Origin of the sequence: Microbacterium sp. SA39, from assembly GCF_000967865.1 — a bacterium.
In the GTDB taxonomy this organism is placed as follows: Bacteria; Actinomycetota; Actinomycetes; order Actinomycetales; family Microbacteriaceae; genus Microbacterium.
The window spans coordinates 139,857-159,607 of sequence record NZ_JXRU01000039.1; the positions used below are offsets into that span (position 1 = coordinate 139,857).

Genomic DNA, 19,751 nt, shown 5'->3' on the forward strand with positions numbered 1-19,751 from the left:
CCGGTCGCGCTGGAAAGGCCGAGACGCCGTCGGCGCTGCGCAGTAGCGTGGACGCCGTGAGCACTCTGCCGTTCCCCGCCGCCGTGTACGCCGCCCGCCTCGACCGCGCTGTCGCCCTCGCCGCGGATGCCGGTCTCGACGCGATCATCGTCGGTCCCGGGCCCGATCTGCAGTACCTCGTGGGCGTGGAGGGCGACACGATCGAGCGGCTCACCGCGCTGGTGCTCGGACCCGGCCTCGCGACGACGGTCGTGGTGCCGCGCATGGAGCTCGCGAAGGTGCGGTCCACCGCGGTCGGTGAGCTGGGGCTCGCGGTGGCCGACTGGGTCGACGGTGACGCCCCCTACGCACTGGTGTCCGGCGCGGTCGGAACGGTCGCCCGTGTCGGCGTCTCGGACGCTCTCCCCGCCCTGCATGTCATACCGATCGGTGACCGCCTGGGTGTGACGCTCGAGCTCGCGACGCCGGTCCTGCGCGAGGGGCGCATGATCAAGGACGCCACGGAGATCGCCGAACTCCGTCGCGCGGGCGAAGCGATCGATCGCGTGCACCGTCGGGTGCCCGGGTGGCTGCGTGCCGGACGCACCGAGCGCGAGGTGGCCGACGACATCGCGGAAGCGATCGTCGCGGAGGGCCATCGTACGGTCGAGTTCGTCATCGTGGGCTCGGGCCCGAACGGGGCAGATCCTCATCACGAGGTGTCCGACCGCGTGATCGCGGAGGGCGACGTCGTGGTCGTCGACATCGGCGGCGCCGTGCCCAGCGGATACAACTCCGACAGCACTCGCACGTATGTCGTCGGCACGCCTGAGCCCATCGCTGCCGAGCGGATCGAGGTGCTCGTGCGGGCACAGCAGGCAGCTGTCGACGCCGTGCGGCCGGGAGCATCGGCATCCGACGTGGACGCCGCGGCCCGCGGCGTGTTGTCGGGCGCGGGGCTGGGCGAGGCTTTCCTGCATCGCACCGGCCACGGCATCGGGGTGTCGGTGCACGAAGAGCCGTACATCGCTCCCGGCAACGACCTCGTGCTGCGCGAGGGCATGGCCTTCAGCATCGAACCCGGGATCTACTTCACGGCGGAGTGGGGTGCGCGCATCGAGGACATCGTCGTCGTGACTGCCGACGGCTGCGAGCGCCTGAACGTCGCGCCGCACGGACTCACCGCCGTCTGAATATCGGTCTGACGATCCGCCCCTTTCGAATCGCGTGAATGGTCGATGATTCGGCCGACCACCGGCAAGTTGCGCGATTCGAAAACAGAAACGGCACCGCGACTCAGACCAGCGCGGCCGCGCTCCGCAGCTCCTGCTCACGCAGCGCGCGCTCCACACGCTCGACATCGCGCACCGCACCGCGATCGGCGGAGGTCGCCATCGCCGCGTAGGACCGAAGTGCGAGAGACACAGGGCGGGTGCGGTCGACCGGACGGTACCCGGTGCCGTCGACCAGGCGGGCACGACGTTCGTCAAGCTCCGTCTCGCTCACTCGCAGGCTCATCGCGCGCGAGGGGATGTCGATGTCGATGATGTCGCCGTCCTCCACCAGCGCGATCACTCCGCCCGCAGCCGCCTCCGGGGAGACGTGACCGATCGAGAGTCCGGAGGTGCCCCCCGAGAAGCGGCCGTCTGTGATCAGTGCGCAGACCTTGCCGAGTCCGCGTCCCTTCAGGAACGAGGTCGGATGCAGCATCTCCTGCATCCCTGGTCCGCCCTTCGGACCCTCGTAGCGGATGACGACCACGTCGCCCGGCTGCACCTTCTTGCCGAGGATCTTCGCTACCGCCTCCTCCTGCGACTCGCAGACCACCGCCGGACCGGAGAAGACCAGGATCGACGGATCGACGCCGGCCGTCTTCACGACGGCCCCGTCGACCGCGAGGTTGCCGCGGAGCACCGCGAGACCGCCGTCGACCGAGTACGCGTGCTCGACATCGCGGATGCAGCCGGTCGCGGCATCCTCGTCGAGTGCGGCCCAGCGCTCGGACTGCGAGAACGCGCTTGAGGAGCGCACCCCGCCCGGGGCCGCGTACCAGAGGTCCTGCGCGGCATCCGTCGCCGAGCCGCCACGGATGTCCCAGTCGTCGAGCCACGCGGCGAACGACGCGGAATGGATCGTGCTGACGTTCTCGTTGAGCAGACCACCGCGGCGCAGCTCTCCGAGCACGGCGGGGATGCCGCCGGCGCGGTGCACGTCCTCCATGTAGTACATCCGGCCGTGGGCCGGGTTCGGCGCGATCTTCGCGAGACACGGCACGCGACGGGAGACCGCGTCGATCTCGTCGAGTCCGAAATCGATGCCGGCCTCGTGCGCTGCGGCGAGCAGGTGCAGGATCGTGTTGGTCGAGCCGCCCATCGCGATGTCGAGGGCCATGGCGTTCTCGAACGCAGCGAAGCTCGCAACCTCGCGGGGGAGGACCGTCGCGTCGTCCTCGTCGTAGAAGCGGCGCGTGATCTCGACCGCGACCTCACCGGCTCTCTCGTACAGCGTGCGGCGTGCGGTGTGCGTCGCGAGCACCGAGCCGTTGCCGGGGAGCGCGAGCCCGAGGGCCTCGACGAGGCAGTTCATCGAGTTCGCCGTGAACATGCCCGAGCACGAGCCGCAGGTCGGGCACGCGTTCTCTTCGATGCGCTTCAGATCGGCATCCGAGACCGTGTCGTTCGCCGCCTCGGAGATCGCGTCGACCAGGTCGAGCGTGCGCACGGACCCGTCGACCAGCGTGGCGCGGCCGGCCTCCATCGGTCCGCCGGAGACGAACACGGTGGGGATGTTCAGGCGGAGGGCTGCCATCAGCATCCCGGGCGTGATCTTGTCGCAGTTCGAGATGCACACGAGCGCGTCGGCCTGATGCGCGCCTGCCATGTACTCGACCGAGTCGGCGATCAGGTCGCGCGACGGCAGCGAGTACAGCATCCCGCCATGGCCCATCGCGATGCCGTCGTCGACCGCGATCGTGTTGAACTCGCGGGGGATGCCGCCGGCAGCCGAGATTGCATCGGAGACGATGCGGCCGACCGGCTGCAGGTGCGTGTGGCCGGGCACGAACTCGGTGAAGCTGTTCGCCACGGCGATCATCGGCTTGCCGAAGTCAGCGGCGTTCACGCCGGCGGCGCGGAAGAGGGCGCGGGCTCCGGCGGCGTTGCGGCCATGCGTGACGGTGCGGGAGCGAAGAGGGGTGGGCATGATTCCACTCTGGATGCCGGCGCCCGCGCCGGGAAGACGGCGCTGACACTAGTAGTGAGAGCACTAGGTTTGTCGCATGGCCATCGATGAGGAGCAGCGCAAGGAGCTCGGCGCCTTCCTGCGCGCTCGGCGTGAACAGCTCGACCGCGGCGCCTACGGTCTTCCGTCCGCGGGCCGAGGCCGCACGGTCGGCCTGCGCCGCGAGGAGATCTCGTACCTCTCGGGTGTGAGCGTCACCTGGTACACGTGGCTCGAGCAGGGCCGCGACATCAACCCCTCGCGCCAGGTGCTCGACGCCGTCGCCACGGCGCTGCACCTGAGCGTGGCCGAGCACGACTACGTGCTGCGATTGGCCGGCTTCACCCCGACGAGACCGGGTTCCGGCGAGGCTGTCGAGACCGCACCCGCGCACGTGCAGCGGTTCCTCGATGCCCTCGAAGAGCATCCGGCGTATGCGCTCGCGCCCGACTGGGGAGTCGCCGGCTGGAACAACGCCTATGAAGCGCTGTATCCGAACGTCGCGACCACCCCGCCCGAGAAGCGCAACCTGCTGTGGCTCATCTTCACCGATCCGGCCGTGCGCGAGCTGCTCGACGACTGGGACGACACCAGCCGCCGCTTCCTCGCCGAGTTCCGGGCCGAGGCCGGTCCGCGGCTCGGCGATCCGCGGTATCGCGACCTCGTCGGGCGGCTGATGGATGCGAGCCCTGAGTTCCGCGAGCGGTGGGAGAGCCACGACGTTCGCGGGTTCGAGTCGCGCGAGCGCGTGTTCCAGCATCCGACGCTCGGGCGTCTCGTCTTCGAGCACCATCAGCTGCGACCGTCCGACCAGACCGACATCCAGCTCGTCGTGTACACGCCGGCTGATGCCGCGGCCCGTGCGCGATTCTCCCGACGCCGCGAGTGACGACGCCGCATGCCCAGATGGCCGAATAGGCTGACGGAATGCCGCAGATCACACCATTGACTGGCGACGATCACGACGAGTGGCTCGCCCTCTGGCACGGTTATCTCGAGTTCTACGAAGCGCGTCTCGATGCGGCCACGACGTCGGCGACCTTCGAGCGACTCCTCGACGACGAAGACCTTCACGGCGCCCTTCTCCGCGACGACGCGGGTGTCGCCCTCGGTCTGGTCCACTGGTTGACCCACCCCGCGACCTGGTCCACCGACGACGACTGCTACCTCGAAGACCTCTTCGTCGCCCCGGCAGGCCGTGGCCGCGGAGCCGGCAGGACCTTGATCGAGCACGTCCGCGCCTGGGCGTCATCTCGCGGGTGCGCCAAGGTCTACTGGCTCACCGCGGAGAGCAACGCCACGGCTCGAGCACTCTACGATCGAGTCGCGGCACGGTCCGGCATGATCCACTACCAGATACCCCTCGGCTGACGCGGCGGAGAACTGATGAACGCACGGATGCGAGCGATCGTGGGGGCGATCTCCCTGTCGATCGTCCTGTCCGGATGCGCCGGAGTGCCCTCGATCGGCGTCGCCGATGAGCGGACCGGCGGCGTTCCCGAGAGCTTCGAATCCGCCACCGCCGGGAACGACGAACCCGGATTCCTCGAGGGGCCCATCGTCCTCGCGTATGCGGACGGCGGCGTCGACGTGATCACCTGGGGGAGCGGGAGCTGTCCGCCCAGAGCGACATCGGCGGCCAAGGAGGGCACGGAGTTCGTCGTGTCGTTCGAGCATGATGCACAGGGCGCGTGCACGGCGGACATGGCGCCCACGACGCACTCGTTCACGGCGTCGAGCGTCGGCTCGGCCGTTCCCGAGGTGGCGCGGATCAGCTTCCCCGCGTACGACGAGGAGCACGTCGTCGACGTGATCGCGGTCGAGGACTGATCCCGCGGCAGACGCTCGTCAAGGCCCTCGCTGGGCCGAGAGCCACCGCGCAGACTGATCCCATGACGGAGCACACGCCCGGCGGCCACCACATCGTCGTCGACGGACGACGCTGGCGCGCGACGGATCCATCGATCCCCGACACGTTCCGTCAGGAACTCGTCGACGAGCTCATGGCCGCGCGCAGGGCCGTGAAGACTGCCGAGACTGACGCTCGGCGCCGTGTGCATGACGCGAAGACCGCCCTCGGCGAGCGCGGAGAGCCGTGGTGGGACGAGTCGACGGATGCCGGGTTCGCAGACCGCGCCGCGGCGACGATGCGCGCACTCACCCGGAAGCGGGACCCGTCGTCGATCTGTCCGAGTGACGTCGCCCGGACGATCGGAGGCGACTCGTGGCGCTCGCGCATGGACGACGTCCGGCGGGTAGCCGCCGAACTCGCCGAGAAGCGCGAGATCGTGGTGACACAGAAGGGCGAGCCGGTGCGGATCGAAGACGCGCGCGGGCCGGTGCGGATCATCCGCGGTCCCGCGCTGTGAAACTGTGGAGCCTAGGAGATTCGAACTCCTGACATCCTGCTTGCAAAGCAGGCGCTCTACCAACTGAGCTAAGGCCCCGTGAAGGGATATTTTGAATTGAAAGTGTGGGGCCACCAGGACTTGAACCTGGGACCTCTTCATTATCAGTGAAGCGCTCTAACCACCTGAGCTATGGCCCCGTCAACCTCCAAGACTTTACCGGAGAACGGCGGAAAATCCGAATCGAGCGCGAGGCCCTCGCGAGGCCCCGCGCTCGACGGCGATCAGTTGCCGGGGCGGATCGTCACGCTTCCGGCCGACAGCGTCACGTCGATCGCCCGCTGCCCGCTCCCGGACTGCTCGATCTTCGCGTCCAGAGATCCGGCGCTGACGTCCTGCGTGATCGCGTACGACACGTCGGGCACGGTCAGATCGACCGATCCTGCGCTCACGTCGATGGTCGTCTGCGAAGGCGGAGTTCCGGTCAGTTCCACGTCGAGGTTGCCGGCGGAGACCCCGAGGACCGCGTCCTCCACCCCGTCGAGCAGGATGTCGGCGCGCCCGGCGCTCATGTCGACGTCGAGGCTCGTGGCCGAACCCTCGACATTCACCTCTCCAGCGCTGACATCGATGCCGAGGTGCGAGAACGTTCCCTCCACATCGAGGCTTCCGGCGTCGAGCGTCAGGTCTCCCTCGAGCCCGCCGTCGTCGAGGCTCTCCGGGAGCGTCAGCACCGCGAGCTCGTCATCTCCGAACCAGTTGCTGAACCACCAGCCCCAGCGGGACTCCGGGCTGCGGACGATCAGCTCGCCGCCGTCGCGCTCGAAGGTCCACGACGGGCCTCGGCCGTTCGTGATCGAGAGCTCCGCCTCGTCGACGTCGCCGAACTCGATCTGCATGTTGCTGCCGTCCACATCGAGGTCGAGACCGTCGATCCCCTCGACCCCCACCGTCTGCACGGAGTCGGGGAGGCTCGAGCTCCACAGGTCGCCGGATGCGGCGACGGCGGCGGTTCCGCCCGAGCCCAGGAGGGCCAGCCCGCCGAAGATCGCGATCCCGACGGTGATCGCTGTCCGACCGGACCCGTTGGACGCGGCCTCCGGGCGGGGTGCCTCGGCCTGCGGCGCGGAGCCGAGATCCGAGGGCGGGGGAGTCGGTCCCTGTGGCGCGGATGCCGGCTGGGGAGTGAGCGGGGTGTGCCCGCCCGTGAGGTCGTTCTGTTCGTTCGTCATCGTGCCATTCCTGTCGGGCCGGCCGGGGGCACGGGGCCGCCGGTGTTCTCGATGTGCGCGAGGGCGGCGAGTACGCGACGGTTTCCCGATTCGCCTTGCTCGAAGCCCAGCTTCTGGAAGATGGAGGTGATGTGCTTCTCGACACTCGCCTCCGAGAGGAAGAGGAGTCCGGCGATCGCCTGGTTGGACTTCCCCTCCGCGATCAGTGCGAGCACGGTGCGCTCGCGCTCGGTGAGCCGAAGCATCCGATCGTCGCGGTTCCGCCGCGTGAGCAGCTGGGCCACGACCTCCGGATCGAGCACGGTGGCTCCCTCCGAGATGCGCTGCACCGATTGCAGGAACTCGGCCACATCGGCCACACGGTCTTTGAGCAGGTAGCCGAGTGGTCCGCCCTGAGCCGCGATGAGATCGGACGCGTAGCGTTCCTCGACGTACTGCGAGAGCACGAGGATCGCGAGGGACGGATGCGTCTTGCGCAGTCCGAGCGCCGCGCGGATCCCCTCGTCGGTGAATGTCGGCGGGAGCCGGACGTCGAGGATGCAGAGCTCCGGATCCGTCGTCGCGACGGCCTCATCGAGCCCGGAGGTGTCGGGCAGGGCGGCGACCACGCTGTGGCCGGCATCCTCCAGCAGCCGCACGAGACCTTCGCGCAGCAGGACGGAGTCCTCGCAGATCAGGATGCGCATGGCACGTTCACCTCGAGCGAGGTCGGGCCGCCGTGCGGACTCTCGAGGCGGAACGTCCCTCCCGCAGCGAGGATCCGGTTCGCGATGCCGTCGAGACCGCCGCCGGGCTGCACCTGCGCGCCGCCCATGCCGTTGTCTTCGACGCGTGCCCAGAGAGTGTTGCCCTCGCGCAGTCGCACGGTGACCCGCGCTTCGCTGGCCCTCGAGTGCTTCGCCGCGTTGGTGAGCGACTCGGCGATCGAGAAGTACACGGCGGCTTCGGCTTCACGGCTGCACCGTCCGTCCATCCGCACGTCGAGAACCACGGGGATGTGCGACCGTCCCGCCAGGGCGGAGAGCGCCGCATCCAGTCCGCGGTCATCGAGCACCGAGGCGTGGATGCCGCGGGCGAGCTGCCGCAGTTCGGTGATCGCTGCCTTGGTGGAGGTGTGCGCCTCGGCGATCAGCTCTTTCGCGGCATCCGGATCGTTGTCGATCTTCTGCTGCGCGAGGCCCAGCGTCATCCCGACCGAGACCAGTCGCGGCTGGACGCCGTCGTGAAGATCGCGTTCGATGCGAGTGCGCTCGACGTCGGCCGCACGCACGGCGCCTTCCCGCTGCGCGGTCGTCGTGCGGACGCGCTCGGTGAGCTCCGTCTCGCGACTGCGGATCACGATGGCGAGAGAGAGTGTGCGGTGCAGCAGCGCGAGTCCGAGGATGCCGGCTGCGGATGCCACGATGCCGAGGATGCCGACCAGCGGCGCCCACTCGACCGCGATCCCACCTCCGCCGAACGGCCCGATGACCGATCCGGCATCCGTGAGGGGAGCGAAGGAGATGAAGATCGACCAGACCAGGGCCCAGAAGAGGCGGAGCACGATGAATCCGAGGATCGCCGCGATGGCGAAGTTCGCCACAGCGCGCCACATGCGTCCGTCGACGGCCTGTCGGCCGACTGAGCGCAGCCACCCGCCGAAGCCGGGACGGTCGCGCTGACGCAGACGGAGCGGTGCGATCGGCGAGTCGTAGAGCGCGCCGACGCGGGCGATCTCGAACCAGCCGAGGCCGAACAGCGCGTAGACGAGTCCGACCAGCAGCACCAGACCGATGCCGAAGGCGAAGAGCAGGCCGAGGCCGGTGCCGAGGACGCCGGCGAGCATCGTGAAGATGACGCCGCCGATGACCCCGACGGCCGCCAGGTGGAGGATCGTGAGGAAGATGCGCCGCGGCGGCTTCACAGCCGTCGCCTGCGGCGGAGGCGCAGTGTGTGTCGTCATGGTTCCAAGGTAGGCGCGCGTCGTTCGCGCCGACACCGAGGCATCCGGACTCCTGCGTTCGGGTTTTCCGTAGACCGGAGTGGTTTTCGAATCGCGCAACTGGTCGATTTGAGGGCCGCGGATCGACCAGTTGCGCGATTCGAAAGCGGAGCGGAGGGGTCCAGAACGCAGAAGAGGCGGATGCCGAAGCATCCGCCTCTCGAGAACTCAGGTCAGTTCGACATGAAGCCGACGAGCAGTCCGCCGGTCACCTTCACGGCGAGGTTGTAGATACCGGCGATCACGGCGCCGAGCACGGTGAAGACGATGAGGTTCAGGATCGCCACGACCGCGGCGAAGGCCATCACCTGCGGCAGACCCACGACCTCGGACAGCGGGATCGCCCCGTCAGTGAAGCTGCGCACGAACTCATCGGCCGTGGCCATGATGCCGGTCGCCTGCAGCACCAGGAAGATGAGGAAGAACGACACCATCGTGACGACCGCGAGGGCGACCGCTCCGAGGAACGACAGCTTCACGGCCGACCAGAAGTCGACGTACACCAGCCGCAGCCGGACCTGCTTGCCGCCGGTCTTGCGTGTGGATTTCTTCGCCAGCTTGTCGGCTACCGTACTCATTCGTCCGTGCTTTCCTCAGGTGTCTGTGTCTCGGGGGCCGCGGTGTCGGAGTCCGCCTCCGCTTCGTCATCTGCGAGGCCTCGCTCACCGTTGCGGGCGATGGCGAGGATGCGATCAGCATCCGTCGTCCGTGCGAATACGACTCCCATGGTGTCCCTGCCCTTGGCGGGCACCTCGGCCACGGCAGAGCGTACCACCTTGCCGCTGGACAGAACCACCAAGACCTCGTCGTCCTCCGAGACGATCAGACCGCCCGCAAGGGTGCCGCGATCGTCGTTCAGCTTGGCGACCTTGATGCCGGTTCCGCCGCGTCCCTGCACGCGATATTCCTCGACGGCAGTGCGCTTCGCGTAGCCGCCGTCGGTGACCACGAACACGAATTCGCCGGGGGCGGCGAAGGATGCCGACAGCAGGCTGTCGCCGTCGAGCTTGAACTTCATTCCCCGCACACCCGCAGTCGCGCGGCCCATCGGACGAAGCGCCTCATCGGTCGCCTCGAACCGCACGGACATGCCGCGACGGCTGATGAGGAGGATGTCGTCCGAGGCATCGACCAGCAGCGCGCTGACCAGTTCGTCCTCATCGTTCAGACGGATCGCGATGACGCCACCCTGACGGTTGGTGTCGTAGGCGTCGAGACGCGTCTTCTTCACCAGACCCTCGCGGGTCGCCAGCACCAGGTACTCGGCGACGGTGTAGTCGCGGATGTCGAGCACCTGCGCGATGCTCTCATCCGGCTGCAGCGCGAGGAGGTTCGCGACGTGCGTGCCCTTCGCGTCGCGGCCGGCCTCGGGCACCTCGTACGTCTTCGCGCGGTAGACGCGGCCCTTGTCTGTGAAGAACAGCAGCCAGTGATGCGTCGTGGTCACGAAGAAATGCTCGACGATGTCGTCGGCCCGCAGCTGCGCACCCTTGATGCCCTTGCCACCGCGGTGCTGCGAACGGTAGTTGTCGCTGCGCGTGCGCTTGATGTAGCCCTCACGCGTGACGGTGACGACCATCTCCTCCTCGGCGATGAGGTCTTCCATCGAGACGTCGCCGTCGAACCCGTGCAGGATGTGCGTGCGACGCTCGTCGCCGAAGCGATCGACGATCGCCGTGAGCTCTTCGCGGATGATCGTGCGCTGACGACCCTCGTCGGCGAGGATCGCCTTGTAGTCCGTGATGAGTGCTTCGAGCTCCTCCGCCTGCTCGATGATCTTCTGACGCTCGAGGGCGGCGAGACGACGCAGCTGCATCTGCAGGATCGCGTCGGCCTGGATGTCGTCGATGTCGAGGAGCTTCTGCAATCCCTCGTTCGCCTCCTGCGTCGTCTGCGACCGGCGGATCAGCGCGATGACCTCATCGAGCGCGTCGAGCGCCTTCAGGTACGCGCGCAGGATGTGCATCCGCTTCTCGGCCTCGGTGAGCCGGTACTGCGTGCGGCGGACGATCACCTCGATCTGATGCGTGATCCAGTACGAGACGAAGCCGTCGATCGCGAGCGTGCGCGGCACGCCGTCGACGATCGCGAGCATGTTCGCGCCGAAGTTCTCCTGCAGCTGCGTGTGCTTGTACAGGTTGTTCAGCACGACCTTCGCGACCGCGTCGCGCTTGAGCACGACGACGAGACGCTGACCGGTGCGGTCGGACGACTCGTCGCGGATGTCGGCGATGCCGGTGATCTTGCCGTCACGCGCCAGGTCGCCGATCTTCACCGCGACGTTGTCGGGGTTGACCTGGTACGGCAGCTCGGTGATCACGAGGCAGTTGCGACCCTGGATCTCCTCGACGTTGACGACCGCGCGCATCGTGATCGAGCCGCGTCCGGTGCGGTACGCCTCGTGGATGCCCTTGGTGCCGAGGATCTGCGCGCCGGTCGGGAAGTCCGGTCCCGGGATGCGCTGGATCAGTCCGTCGAGCAACTCCTCGCGGCTGATGCCGGGGTTGTCGAGGGCCCAGAGCGCGGCATCCGACACCTCGCGCAGGTTGTGCGGCGGGATGTTGGTCGCCATTCCGACAGCGATGCCGACCGAGCCGTTGACCAGCAGGTTCGGGAAGCGCGCCGGGAGCACCGTCGGCTCCTGCGTCTGCCCGTCGTAGTTGTCCTGGAAGTCGACGGTGTCTTCTTCGATGTCGCGCACCATCTCGAGTGCGAGCGGAGCCATCTTCGTCTCGGTGTACCGAGGGGCGGCCGCACCCATGTTTCCCGGGGAACCGAAGTTGCCCTGGCCGAGAGCCAGCGGATAGCGCAGCGCCCACGGCTGCACCAGACGCACGAGCGCGTCGTAGATGGCGGTGTCACCGTGCGGGTGGTACTGCCCCATGACCTCGCCGACCACGCGGGCGCACTTCGAGAACGACTTGTCCGGGCGGAACCCGCCGTCGTACATGCCGTAGATCACGCGGCGGTGCACGGGCTTGAGGCCGTCGCGCACATCCGGCAGCGCACGACCGACGATCACGGCCATCGCGTAGTCGAGATAGCTGCGCTGCATCTCGGACTGCAGGTCGACCTGGTCGATCTTGCCGTGATCGTGTTCGGGAACGGGGCGTTCTTCGTCAGTCATGTGGTTTCTTCGATTCTTCGGTTGCGTTTCGAGATCGTCATACGGCGTTTCGACTCGCTGCGCTCGCTCAACGACCGGGGCAGCTCGCTTCGCTCGCCGGTTTAAATGTCGAGGAAGCGGACGTCCTTGGCATTGCGCTGGATGAAGCTGCGCCGGGATTCGACGTCTTCACCCATCAGCACGCTGAAGATCTCATCGGCGGCCGCGGCATCCTCGATGGTCACCTGCCGGAGCGTCCGGGTCGAGTGATCCATCGTCGTCTCCCACAGCTCCTTGGCGTTCATCTCGCCGAGACCCTTGTACCGCTGGATGCCGGCGTCCTTCGGGATGCGCTTGCCGTTGTCGAGACCGAACTTCAGCAGAGCGTCACGCTCGGCGTCGCTGAACACGTACTCATGTGCGGAGTTCGACCACTTCAGGCGGTACAGCGGCGGCATCGCCAGGTAGACGAAGCCGGCCTCGATGAGCCCGCGCATGTAGCGGAACAGGAGCGTGAGCAGCAGCGTCGTGATGTGCTGACCGTCGACGTCGGCATCCGCCATCAGCACGATCTTGTGATACCGGGCCTTCTCGATGTCGAAGTCCTCGCCGATCCCCGTGCCGAAGGCCTGGATCATCGCCTGGACCTCGCGGTTGCCGAGGGCCTTGTCAAGACGCGCGCGCTCGACGTTGAGGATCTTTCCTCGCAGCGCCAGGATGGCCTGCGTGTGCGGGTCGCGACCCTGCACCGCCGAGCCGCCGGCCGAGTCACCCTCGACGAGGAAGATCTCGCTGATCGATGGGTCCTTGCTCGTGCAGTCCTTGAGCTTGTCGGGCATCGCGGCCGACTCGAACACGCTCTTGCGTCGAGCGGTCTCGCGCGCCTTGCGGGCGGCGAGACGAGCGGTCGCGGCGTCGATCGCCTTGCGGATCACGTTCTTCGCCTGCGTCGGGTTGCGGTCGAGCCAGTCGCCGAGCTGATCGCCGACGACCTTCTGCACGAACGCCTTCGCCTCGGTGTTGCCGAGTTTGGTTTTGGTCTGACCCTCGAACTGCGGCTCCCCGAGCTTGATGGAGATGACCGCGGTCAGTCCCTCGCGCACGTCGTCGCCGGAGAGGTTGTCGTCTTTCTCCTTGAGGAGGTTGTTCGCGCGGGCGTACTTGTTGACCAGAGTGGTGAGTGCCGCGCGGAAGCCCTCTTCGTGGGTGCCGCCCTCGTGCGTGTTGATCGTGTTCGCGTACGTGAAGACGTTCTCGGTGTACGACGTCGTCCACTGCATCGCGACCTCGAGCGAGATCTTGCGCTCCGAGTCCTCGGACTCGAAGGCGATGATCTCGTCGTTGACGACCTCGGCGTGACGCACCTTGTTCAGGTACTCGACGTAGTCGACCAAACCGCGCTCGTAGAGGAAGACATCGCCGCGCTGCCGCTCGATGCTGGTGCCCTCGTCTTCGATGACCTCGGTGTGGCCGGCGCGCTCGTCGTGCAGCTCGATGCGCAGCCCCTTGTTGAGGAACGCCATCTGTTGGAAGCGGGTGCGCAGGGTCTCGTAGTCGAACTCGACGCCCTCGGTGAAGATCGCAGGATCCGGCCAGAACGTGATGTCGGTGCCGGTCTCGTCGGTTTCCGCGCCGCGCTTCAGCGCCTGCTGCGGGTGCCCGCCGTCGGCGAAGCTGTGGTGCCAGGTGTATCCCTGACGCTTGATGTCGATCTCGAACCGGGTGGAGAGCGCGTTCACGACCGAGGAGCCGACGCCATGCAGACCGCCGGACACCGCGTATCCGCCGCCGCCGAACTTTCCACCGGCGTGGAGAATCGTCAGCACGACCTCGACGGTCGACTTGTTGGGGTCGGAGGAGTGCGGGTCGACCGGGATGCCTCGACCGTTGTCGATGACACGGACGCCGCCGTCTTCGAGAAGCGAGACGATGATCGCGTCGCAGTAGCCGGCGAGGGCCTCATCGACCGAGTTGTCGACGATCTCGTACACGAGGTGGTGCAGACCGCGCGGACCCGTCGAGCCGATGTACATACCGGGGCGCTTGCGGACGGCCTCGAGTCCTTCGAGGATCTGGATCTCGTCTGCGCCGTACTCGCCGGGCTGCTTCGAGGTGGGGGAGATCGGCGAGTGCCCATTGCTGGAGCCGTTCTCGGGGGTTCCTCCGTTGGTCGATTCCGTCTCGTCTGCGGGGGATTCAGGCGTCATCAGAGGGCATTCTCCACATCGATATCACGAACTCCCATTCTATCGGGTTTTCGTCGCAATATGCGGCTCAGCGGCCGCGTGTGGCCCTCTGAGCGTTTCAGACCCCTCGCACGGTGCCCTACCCGTAGGTATCGCGCGGGCCCCGCCCTGGAACCGTTCTGGGACCCCATTTCCAGGAGGGAACGTCCGGTCCGATGAAGCGCAGGTTCTCCACACCGGCATCCGGATATCGTCGGCCGATCTCGGTGAGGATCGTCGCGCGCATGAACTGCAGGTTCTTCGCCCACGCCGTCGAATCGCACTTGACGGTGAGCAGTCCGCGCTCGAGCGAGACCGGCTCGGAGTGCTTCGCGGTGTCGGCGCCGGCGAGATCCGCCCATTGCCGCACGAGATCCTCGCGAGCCAGAGTCGTCTGCCAGCCGGAGTCGCGGCTCAGCCGGTCGAGCACGGCGCCCAGCGATCCAGGGTCGCGCCCGGGGGTGAAGGGCGCGTTCTCGTCGTCGTCGACGATCCTGCGCTTGCGCTTCCATGACGCCGAGCTCGGCTTGAGACCGCGCAGGCGCAGATAGGTCGAGACCGTCTCGGGAACTTCGGATGCCGCGGGGGTCGGGGCGACGTCAGTCATCGGTCTCCCCCTCTCCGCTGGGTGCCTGGGCCTGTCCAGAGGTCCGCTCGTCACTGATCGTGCCGGCGTTGATCCGTACCACATGGGCGTGCAGCACGGCGGGGATATCCTCCTCCACGGCGGCGGTGACCACCACCTGCTCGTACTCCGACGTGAGGGATGCCAGGCGCTGACGGCGATCGGCATCGAGCTCGGCGAAGACGTCGTCGAGGATGAGCACCGGATCGCCCGCCGGAGACTCGCTCCGCAGCAGCTCGGCGGAGGCGAGGCGCAGCGAGAGGGCCACCGACCACGACTCGCCGTGCGAGGCGTAGCCCTTCACCGGCAGATCGCGCACCCGGAGGATCAGATCATCGCGATGCGGACCGGTGAGGGTGAGACCGCGATCGATCTCGTTCGCGCGCTTCGCCGCCAGGGAGGCACGGAACATGTCGGCGATGAGGCGGGTCTCTGCGAGCTTGTCGTACGCGGCGGGGGTGTCGGCATCCGTCGGTTCCGGGCCGTCTTCCTCCGGATCGGCACCCCCCACCGACAGCGCCCACTCGAGCTGCGGACGGTGATCCTCACCGGCGATGGCCGCGTAGGCGTCGGCGACGGGCTGCTGGAGATCGGCGGCCAGACGCTGACGGGCGGTGATGATCTCGGAGCCCAGCGACACGAGCTTGTCGTCCCATACATCCAGCGTGCTGAGACCTTCGCCGCGGATGCCGCGCGCCCGGGCCGACTTCAGCAGGGCGTTGCGTTGCTTGAGCACCCGGTCGTAGTCCGCCAGAACCGCAGCCATGCGTGGTGTGCGCTGGATGAGAAGCTGGTCGGCGAACCGCCGACGCGCAGAAGGATCACCCCGGACGATCTGCAGATCTTCCGGCGCGAACAGGACGACATGCGCATACCGGGGGAGCTCGTTCGCCTTCGACGGCGACCCGTTGATGCGCGCTTTGTTGGAGCCCTGCCGATTCAGCTGCACCTCGACGAGGACCTTGCGCTCCCCATGCGAGAGCCGGGCGCGGATGATCGCGTACTCCTGGCCGTCACGCACCATCGGGGCGTCCGACGAGACGCGGTGCGACCCGAGCGTCGCAAGGAAAACCACAGCCTCGGCGAGATTGGTCTTGCCCTGACCGTTGCGGCCCACGAGCACATTCGGACCGCTGTGAAGGGTGAGTTCGGCGGTCGCGTAATTGCGGAAGTCCACCAAGCTCAGATGTTCCACGATCACGGGGGCCAGCCTACCTTCGGGGTCGGACAGTGTCTGGGTCTTGGTTTCTGTGGGTCGGGAGGCGGGGTGTTCCCTTCGTTCGCAGAGCGGGCTCCTTCCCGCTTCGCGGGCCCCTCCCGATGCTCACGCCGGGAACACCCCGCCTCCCTCGCGTCTCCACGCATCGTTGCGGCCGGCTGAGGTACCGGGAACGTTCGGGGTACGGGGTGGCAGCGGCTCGCTTCGCTCGCCGACTGCCTGAGAGATCGATGCAACCCCGGTCGTTGAGCGAGCGGAGCGAGACGAAACGTCGATCGACGCGAAGACCTGGGTCCCTGAGCCTGTCGAAGGGCCGAGCGAGGACGGCTCCGGGTCAGCGAAGGAGGAGGTTGGGCTGCAGAAGGTACTTGAACGAGTCGAGACCGGCCTTGTCGACAGACGTCTGGCTGGTGATGAGCACCGGGCTGAGCTTGTTCGCGTTGTCACTCGACGTGAACGTCACGCGCACGAACTCGCTCTTCACCGCGCCGAGCGCCTCGATCAGGTACTGCGGGTTGAGCCCCAGAGTAACTTCCTCGCCGCCCGACAGGATCGCGTCGACCGACTCGGACGCACGGGCGTGGTCGCCACCGGACGCATCCATGGTCACGCTGTCCTTCGAGAACGTGAACCGCAGGGGAGCAGCGCGATCCAGCACAAGCGACACGCGTCGCACGGCTTCGACGAGATCTGCGGTGTTGACGACCGCATAGTGATCCGTCTGCTCGGGGAAAAGGCGACGGACCGGCGGGAAGTTGCCCTTGATGAGCAACGACGTCACGGTCTTGTTGCCGGCGGTGAAGGCGATGATCTCGCGCTCACCCGCTCCGGAGAAGGCGATCTGGATGTTGCCGGCGTGCCCGAAGGTCTTTCCGACCTCCACCAGGGTGCGAGCGGGCACGAGTGCGGTTGCCTCGACGGCTTCACCGTCCCACGGCACGTCCCTGATCGAGACGCGATAGCGGTCGGTGGCGACGAGGCTGAGGGTCTGACCCGACACGGCGAGCTGCACACCCGTGAGAACCGGCGTGACGTCATCGCGGGATGCCGCGAAACCGACCTGCGCGATGGCGGTGCCGAAGTCATCGGCCGGAACCACGCCCGAAGAGCCGGACACCTCGGGGATCGACGGATATTCCTCGACGGGCATGGCGGCGAGAGTGAAGCGGGCCGAGCCGCAGGTGACCGTGATCCCACCGTCGTCCTCGACGGCGATCTCGATCGGTGCATTGGGCAGGCGGCTGGCGATGTCGGAGAGCAGACGACCGTGGACGAGGATCGTGCCCGGGGTCTCGACCGTGGCTTCGATGGTCGTGCGAGCGGAGGCTTCGTAGTCGAACGCGGAGAGTGTGAGTCCGGAACCGTCGGCCTCGATCAGGACTCCGGCGAGGATCGGCTGCGGGTTGCGCTGCGGGAGAAGCTTGACGACGAACGACACAGCCTCGCTGAAGACATCGCGGTTGACCTGAAACCTCACGGGTGCTCCCTTGTCATCGATCTGTGACATGTCGTCGTCGGTCCTGCCGGTGCAGGGCTTCCCATGCTAGCCCCACAGTCCGGCGTATCCCTACGACGGAGGGTTTGTCATCCGCCCCGGGTTCTCCCCATCGTCTGGTGATCGGATCGCCCTCTAGAAGTGTTAACTCCTTAACGGTGTTAACCGCTGTGGATTCTGTGGATAACTCGGTGGAAAGCAGACGCGAGTAGGGAACTACACCGCTGTCACTTGTGGAATCCCTGAGGAAACCGCGGGTTATCGGCATCCAGCCCCCTTACCGGCCTTCCGTAGTTATCCACATGTGTCACGGTTGCAGGCCGATTCCTCCCGATGGATTTCACATCCATCCACAAGTTATCCACATGTGCATAGAGGCATCTATCGGATGCCGTTGACGCCGCCACGACGACGGAAAGGGGGACACGGCGCCCGGATCGGCGCCGTGTCCCCCTCTGCCGGAGTGCGTCGCCTCAGCGACGACCGAGCTGCGTGGTGATCTCGGTGACCTGGTTGTAGATCGAGCGGCGCTCTTTCATGAGCTCACTGATCTTCTTGTATGCGTACATGACCGTCGTGTGATCGCGGTTGCCGAACAGCTGTCCGATCTTGGGCAGCGACAGGCTCGTCCGCTCGCGGCAGAGATACATCGCGATCTGCCGGGCAGTGGCGATCTGCTGCGAACGGCTGGAGCCGTACAGGTCGTCCACTGTGAGCTTGAAATAGCCGGCCGTCGCCGTGATGATGTCGGTCGGCGAGATGATGTTGTCCTCGGCCGTGTCGATGATGTCGCGCAGCACAGTCTGGGCGAGGGAGATGTCGAGCGACGAGCGGTTCAGGCTCGCGAAGGCGGAGACCCGGATGAGGGCGCCCTCGAGCTCGCGGATGTTCGATGACACGACGGTGGCGATGTACTCGAGGACCTCGTCCGGGATATGGAGGGCCTCGCTCTGCGCCTTCTTCCGGAGGATCGCGATGCGCGTCTCCAGGTCGGGGGCCTGCACATCGGTGATGAGACCCCACTCGAAGCGGCTGCGCATCCGATCTTCGAACCCGGTCAAGTGCTTCGGAGCGACATCACTGGTGATCACGACCTGCTTGTTGTGGTCATGCAGGGTGTTGAAGGTGTGGAAGAAGGCCTCCTGAGTCTCTGCGCGACCCTGCAGGAACTGGATGTCATCGATGAGAAGGATGTCGACGTCGCGATACCGCGCCTGGAACGCGGCGCCGCGGTTGTTCGCGATCGAGTTGATGAAGTCGTTCGTGAACTCCTCGCTCGAGACGTACCTGACCTTGACGCCGGGGTAGAGCGACTGCGCGTAGTCGCCGATCGCGTGCAGGAGGTGCGTCTTGCCGAGCCCGGAGTCGCCGTAGATGAAGAGCGGGTTGTATGCCTTGGCAGGTGCCTCGGCGACAGCGACTGCTGCGGCATGGGCGAAGCGGTTGGACTGCCCGATGACGAAGTTGTCGAAGGTGTACTTGGGGTTCAGGCGCGACTCGTGGCGCAGTTGGGTCGGCTGTTCCATGGGAGATTCGACCCGGATCTGCTCGTGGCGACCGAAGTCGCCGACGGCGATGGGTGCAGTCGGCTGCTCAGCCAGCTCGTGGTTGACGACCACGCGGTACGAGGTGACCTCTTCGCCGATGTGCGACAGGGCCTCCATGATGGGGAGCCGCAGCCGTTTGTTGATCTGAGCGGCGGTGAGGTCGTTGGGAACTTCGAGATAGAGCGTCGCCGACATCACCCCGGCCGGAACGGCGAGGCTGAGGAACCCCTGCAGCTGGGGAGTCACCCGATCGTCGTCCGCCAGGAGTTCCTGCACCGTGGTCCAGATCGGAACGTCGGGCTGAGCTGGTGAGGACATGACGCTCCGGAGGGGGATCGATGAGGGCTCCGACGTGCCGTGCCCCTGTGGATAACTTCGGTTGCCACGGTAGTCACCAAGCCTGGGAACGGCAACCTGCCCCTGAGAACCCGCGCGCGTGTCATGCCGCCCGCGGGTGACGTGGGTGTGGATAATGGCTGTGCGGTTCGTGCCGGGTGTCCGCGGCCTCAGCGTGCAGATTTGCTCTGCGCGCCGGCAAGACGTACCCTTACTTGGTTGACTTATGCCATTTTTTGGCAGTTCCCCATGTCTCCGGTCGCAGTGAACCCGGTGGCAGTATTCCCGGAGTGATTCCATGACTAAGCGCACTTTCCAGCCCAACAACCGTCGTCGCGCCAAGAAGCACGGCTTCCGTGCTCGCATGCGCACGCGCGCCGGCCGCGGCATCCTCGCTGCTCGCCGTGCGAAGGGCCGCACCGAGCTCTCCGCGTAGTCT

Annotated in this window: 17 protein-coding genes and 2 tRNA genes; 6 read left to right on the forward strand and 13 right to left on the reverse strand. The window is 66.9% G+C overall.

Annotation, left to right across the window (positions count from 1 at the left end; translation table 11 throughout):
• Positions 1-56: 56 nt before the first annotated feature.
• On the forward strand, positions 57-1,172 hold the full coding sequence (locus RS85_RS17045; protein WP_082087726.1) for a M24 family metallopeptidase: 1,116 nt from the start codon (positions 57-59) through the stop codon (positions 1,170-1,172).
• 103 nt (positions 1,173-1,275) lie between these two features.
• Here the strand turns inward: RS85_RS17045 and ilvD are convergent, their stop codons facing one another.
• Entirely contained in the window at positions 1,276-3,180 is a 1,905-nt protein-coding gene (ilvD, locus tag RS85_RS17050) for a dihydroxy-acid dehydratase (protein ID WP_046014665.1), read from the reverse strand.
• 76 nt (positions 3,181-3,256) lie between these two features.
• On the opposite strand from ilvD, the gene RS85_RS17055 reads away from it, so the two are divergent.
• From RS85_RS17055 to RS85_RS17070, 4 genes are all read left to right on the forward strand, one after another.
• On the forward strand, positions 3,257-4,087 hold the full coding sequence (locus RS85_RS17055) for a helix-turn-helix transcriptional regulator (protein WP_046014666.1): 831 nt from the start codon (positions 3,257-3,259) through the stop codon (positions 4,085-4,087).
• Between the two features lie 38 nt (positions 4,088-4,125).
• Positions 4,126-4,569 carry a GNAT family N-acetyltransferase gene (locus RS85_RS17060; protein ID WP_046014667.1) on the forward strand — a complete coding sequence of 148 codons (444 nt, stop codon included), beginning with the start codon at positions 4,126-4,128 and terminating at the stop codon, positions 4,567-4,569.
• A gap of 15 nt (positions 4,570-4,584) precedes the next feature.
• On the forward strand, positions 4,585-5,028 hold the full coding sequence (locus tag RS85_RS17065; RefSeq protein WP_046014668.1) for a hypothetical protein: 444 nt from the start codon (positions 4,585-4,587) through the stop codon (positions 5,026-5,028).
• A 62-nt stretch (positions 5,029-5,090) separates the two neighbouring features.
• Positions 5,091-5,567 carry a DUF3253 domain-containing protein gene (locus RS85_RS17070; protein WP_046014669.1) on the forward strand — a complete coding sequence of 159 codons (477 nt, stop codon included), beginning with the start codon at positions 5,091-5,093 and terminating at the stop codon, positions 5,565-5,567.
• Between the two features lie 5 nt (positions 5,568-5,572).
• Here the strand turns inward: RS85_RS17070 and RS85_RS17075 are convergent.
• From RS85_RS17075 to dnaA, 12 genes are all read right to left on the reverse strand, one after another.
• Positions 5,573-5,645 (reverse strand) — tRNA-Ala (locus RS85_RS17075).
• Positions 5,646-5,672: 27 nt separating this feature from the next.
• A tRNA-Ile gene (locus RS85_RS17080) sits at positions 5,673-5,746 on the reverse strand.
• An 84-nt stretch (positions 5,747-5,830) separates the two neighbouring features.
• A complete protein-coding gene (locus RS85_RS17085; protein ID WP_046014670.1) occupies positions 5,831-6,778 on the reverse strand; it encodes a DUF4097 family beta strand repeat-containing protein in 948 nt (315 codons plus the stop codon).
• Positions 6,775-7,464: a LuxR C-terminal-related transcriptional regulator gene (locus RS85_RS17090; RefSeq protein WP_046014671.1), complete on the reverse strand. Its 690-nt coding sequence runs from the start codon at positions 7,462-7,464 to the stop codon at positions 6,775-6,777. Before RS85_RS17090 ends, RS85_RS17085 begins: the two co-directional genes overlap by 4 nt.
• The gene (locus RS85_RS17095; protein WP_046014672.1) at positions 7,452-8,720 is read right to left on the reverse strand and encodes a sensor histidine kinase; all 1,269 of its coding nucleotides are present in this window, start codon (positions 8,718-8,720) and stop codon (positions 7,452-7,454) included. The genes RS85_RS17090 and RS85_RS17095 overlap by 13 nt, the downstream gene beginning before the upstream one ends.
• Positions 8,721-8,932: 212 nt before the next feature.
• Positions 8,933-9,337 carry a DUF3566 domain-containing protein gene (locus tag RS85_RS17100; protein ID WP_046014673.1) on the reverse strand — a complete coding sequence of 135 codons (405 nt, stop codon included), beginning with the start codon at positions 9,335-9,337 and terminating at the stop codon, positions 8,933-8,935.
• Positions 9,334-11,886, reverse strand: coding sequence for a DNA gyrase subunit A (gyrA, locus tag RS85_RS17105; RefSeq protein WP_046014674.1), 2,553 nt, complete (start codon positions 11,884-11,886; stop codon positions 9,334-9,336). The genes RS85_RS17100 and gyrA overlap by 4 nt, the downstream gene beginning before the upstream one ends.
• Before the next feature lie 101 nt (positions 11,887-11,987).
• A complete protein-coding gene (gene gyrB, locus RS85_RS17110; protein WP_082087685.1) occupies positions 11,988-14,072 on the reverse strand; it encodes a DNA topoisomerase (ATP-hydrolyzing) subunit B in 2,085 nt (694 codons plus the stop codon).
• Positions 14,073-14,190: 118 nt separating this feature from the next.
• Positions 14,191-14,697, reverse strand: a complete 507-nt coding sequence (locus tag RS85_RS17115) for a DUF721 domain-containing protein (RefSeq protein WP_046014675.1) — start codon at positions 14,695-14,697, stop codon at positions 14,191-14,193.
• On the reverse strand, positions 14,690-15,916 hold the full coding sequence (gene recF, locus RS85_RS17120) for a DNA replication/repair protein RecF (protein WP_046014676.1): 1,227 nt from the start codon (positions 15,914-15,916) through the stop codon (positions 14,690-14,692). The genes RS85_RS17115 and recF overlap by 8 nt, the downstream gene beginning before the upstream one ends.
• A gap of 352 nt (positions 15,917-16,268) precedes the next feature.
• Positions 16,269-17,411, reverse strand: a complete 1,143-nt coding sequence (dnaN, locus tag RS85_RS17125) for a DNA polymerase III subunit beta (RefSeq protein ID WP_046014964.1) — start codon at positions 17,409-17,411, stop codon at positions 16,269-16,271.
• Between the two features lie 491 nt (positions 17,412-17,902).
• Positions 17,903-19,612, reverse strand: a complete 1,710-nt coding sequence (gene dnaA, locus RS85_RS17130) for a chromosomal replication initiator protein DnaA (RefSeq protein WP_442921989.1) — start codon at positions 19,610-19,612, stop codon at positions 17,903-17,905.
• On the opposite strand from dnaA, the gene rpmH reads away from it, so the two are divergent.
• Positions 19,611-19,748 (forward strand): 50S ribosomal protein L34, encoded by a 138-nt coding sequence (gene rpmH, locus RS85_RS17135; protein WP_045278552.1) that lies wholly within the window; start codon positions 19,611-19,613, stop codon positions 19,746-19,748. The two genes, dnaA and rpmH, sit on opposite strands and share 2 nt — an antisense overlap.
• Positions 19,749-19,751: the final 3 nt, after the last annotated feature.

Excerpts from the sequence above, each read along its gene's own strand:
- RS85_RS17115 (WP_046014675.1), bottom strand. The coding sequence starts at position 14,697 with ATGACTGACGTCGCCCCGACCCCCGCGGCATCCGAAGTTCCCGAGACG.
- RS85_RS17095 (WP_046014672.1), bottom strand. The coding sequence starts at position 8,720 with ATGACGACACACACTGCGCCTCCGCCGCAGGCGACGGCTGTGAAGCCG.
- RS85_RS17070 (WP_046014669.1), top strand. The coding sequence starts at position 5,091 with ATGACGGAGCACACGCCCGGCGGCCACCACATCGTCGTCGACGGACGA.
- RS85_RS17085 (WP_046014670.1), bottom strand. The coding sequence starts at position 6,778 with ATGACGAACGAACAGAACGACCTCACGGGCGGGCACACCCCGCTCACT.
- RS85_RS17090 (WP_046014671.1), bottom strand. The coding sequence starts at position 7,464 with ATGCGCATCCTGATCTGCGAGGACTCCGTCCTGCTGCGCGAAGGTCTC.
- ilvD (WP_046014665.1), bottom strand. The coding sequence starts at position 3,180 with ATGCCCACCCCTCTTCGCTCCCGCACCGTCACGCATGGCCGCAACGCC.
- gyrA (WP_046014674.1), bottom strand. The coding sequence starts at position 11,886 with ATGACTGACGAAGAACGCCCCGTTCCCGAACACGATCACGGCAAGATC.
- RS85_RS17100 (WP_046014673.1), bottom strand. The coding sequence starts at position 9,337 with ATGAGTACGGTAGCCGACAAGCTGGCGAAGAAATCCACACGCAAGACC.
- RS85_RS17060 (WP_046014667.1), top strand. The coding sequence starts at position 4,126 with ATGCCGCAGATCACACCATTGACTGGCGACGATCACGACGAGTGGCTC.
- RS85_RS17065 (WP_046014668.1), top strand. The coding sequence starts at position 4,585 with ATGAACGCACGGATGCGAGCGATCGTGGGGGCGATCTCCCTGTCGATC.
- gyrB (WP_082087685.1), bottom strand. The coding sequence starts at position 14,072 with ATGACGCCTGAATCCCCCGCAGACGAGACGGAATCGACCAACGGAGGA.
- rpmH (WP_045278552.1), top strand. The coding sequence starts at position 19,611 with ATGACTAAGCGCACTTTCCAGCCCAACAACCGTCGTCGCGCCAAGAAG.
- dnaA (WP_442921989.1), bottom strand. The coding sequence starts at position 19,612 with ATGGAATCACTCCGGGAATACTGCCACCGGGTTCACTGCGACCGGAGA.
- RS85_RS17055 (WP_046014666.1), top strand. The coding sequence starts at position 3,257 with ATGGCCATCGATGAGGAGCAGCGCAAGGAGCTCGGCGCCTTCCTGCGC.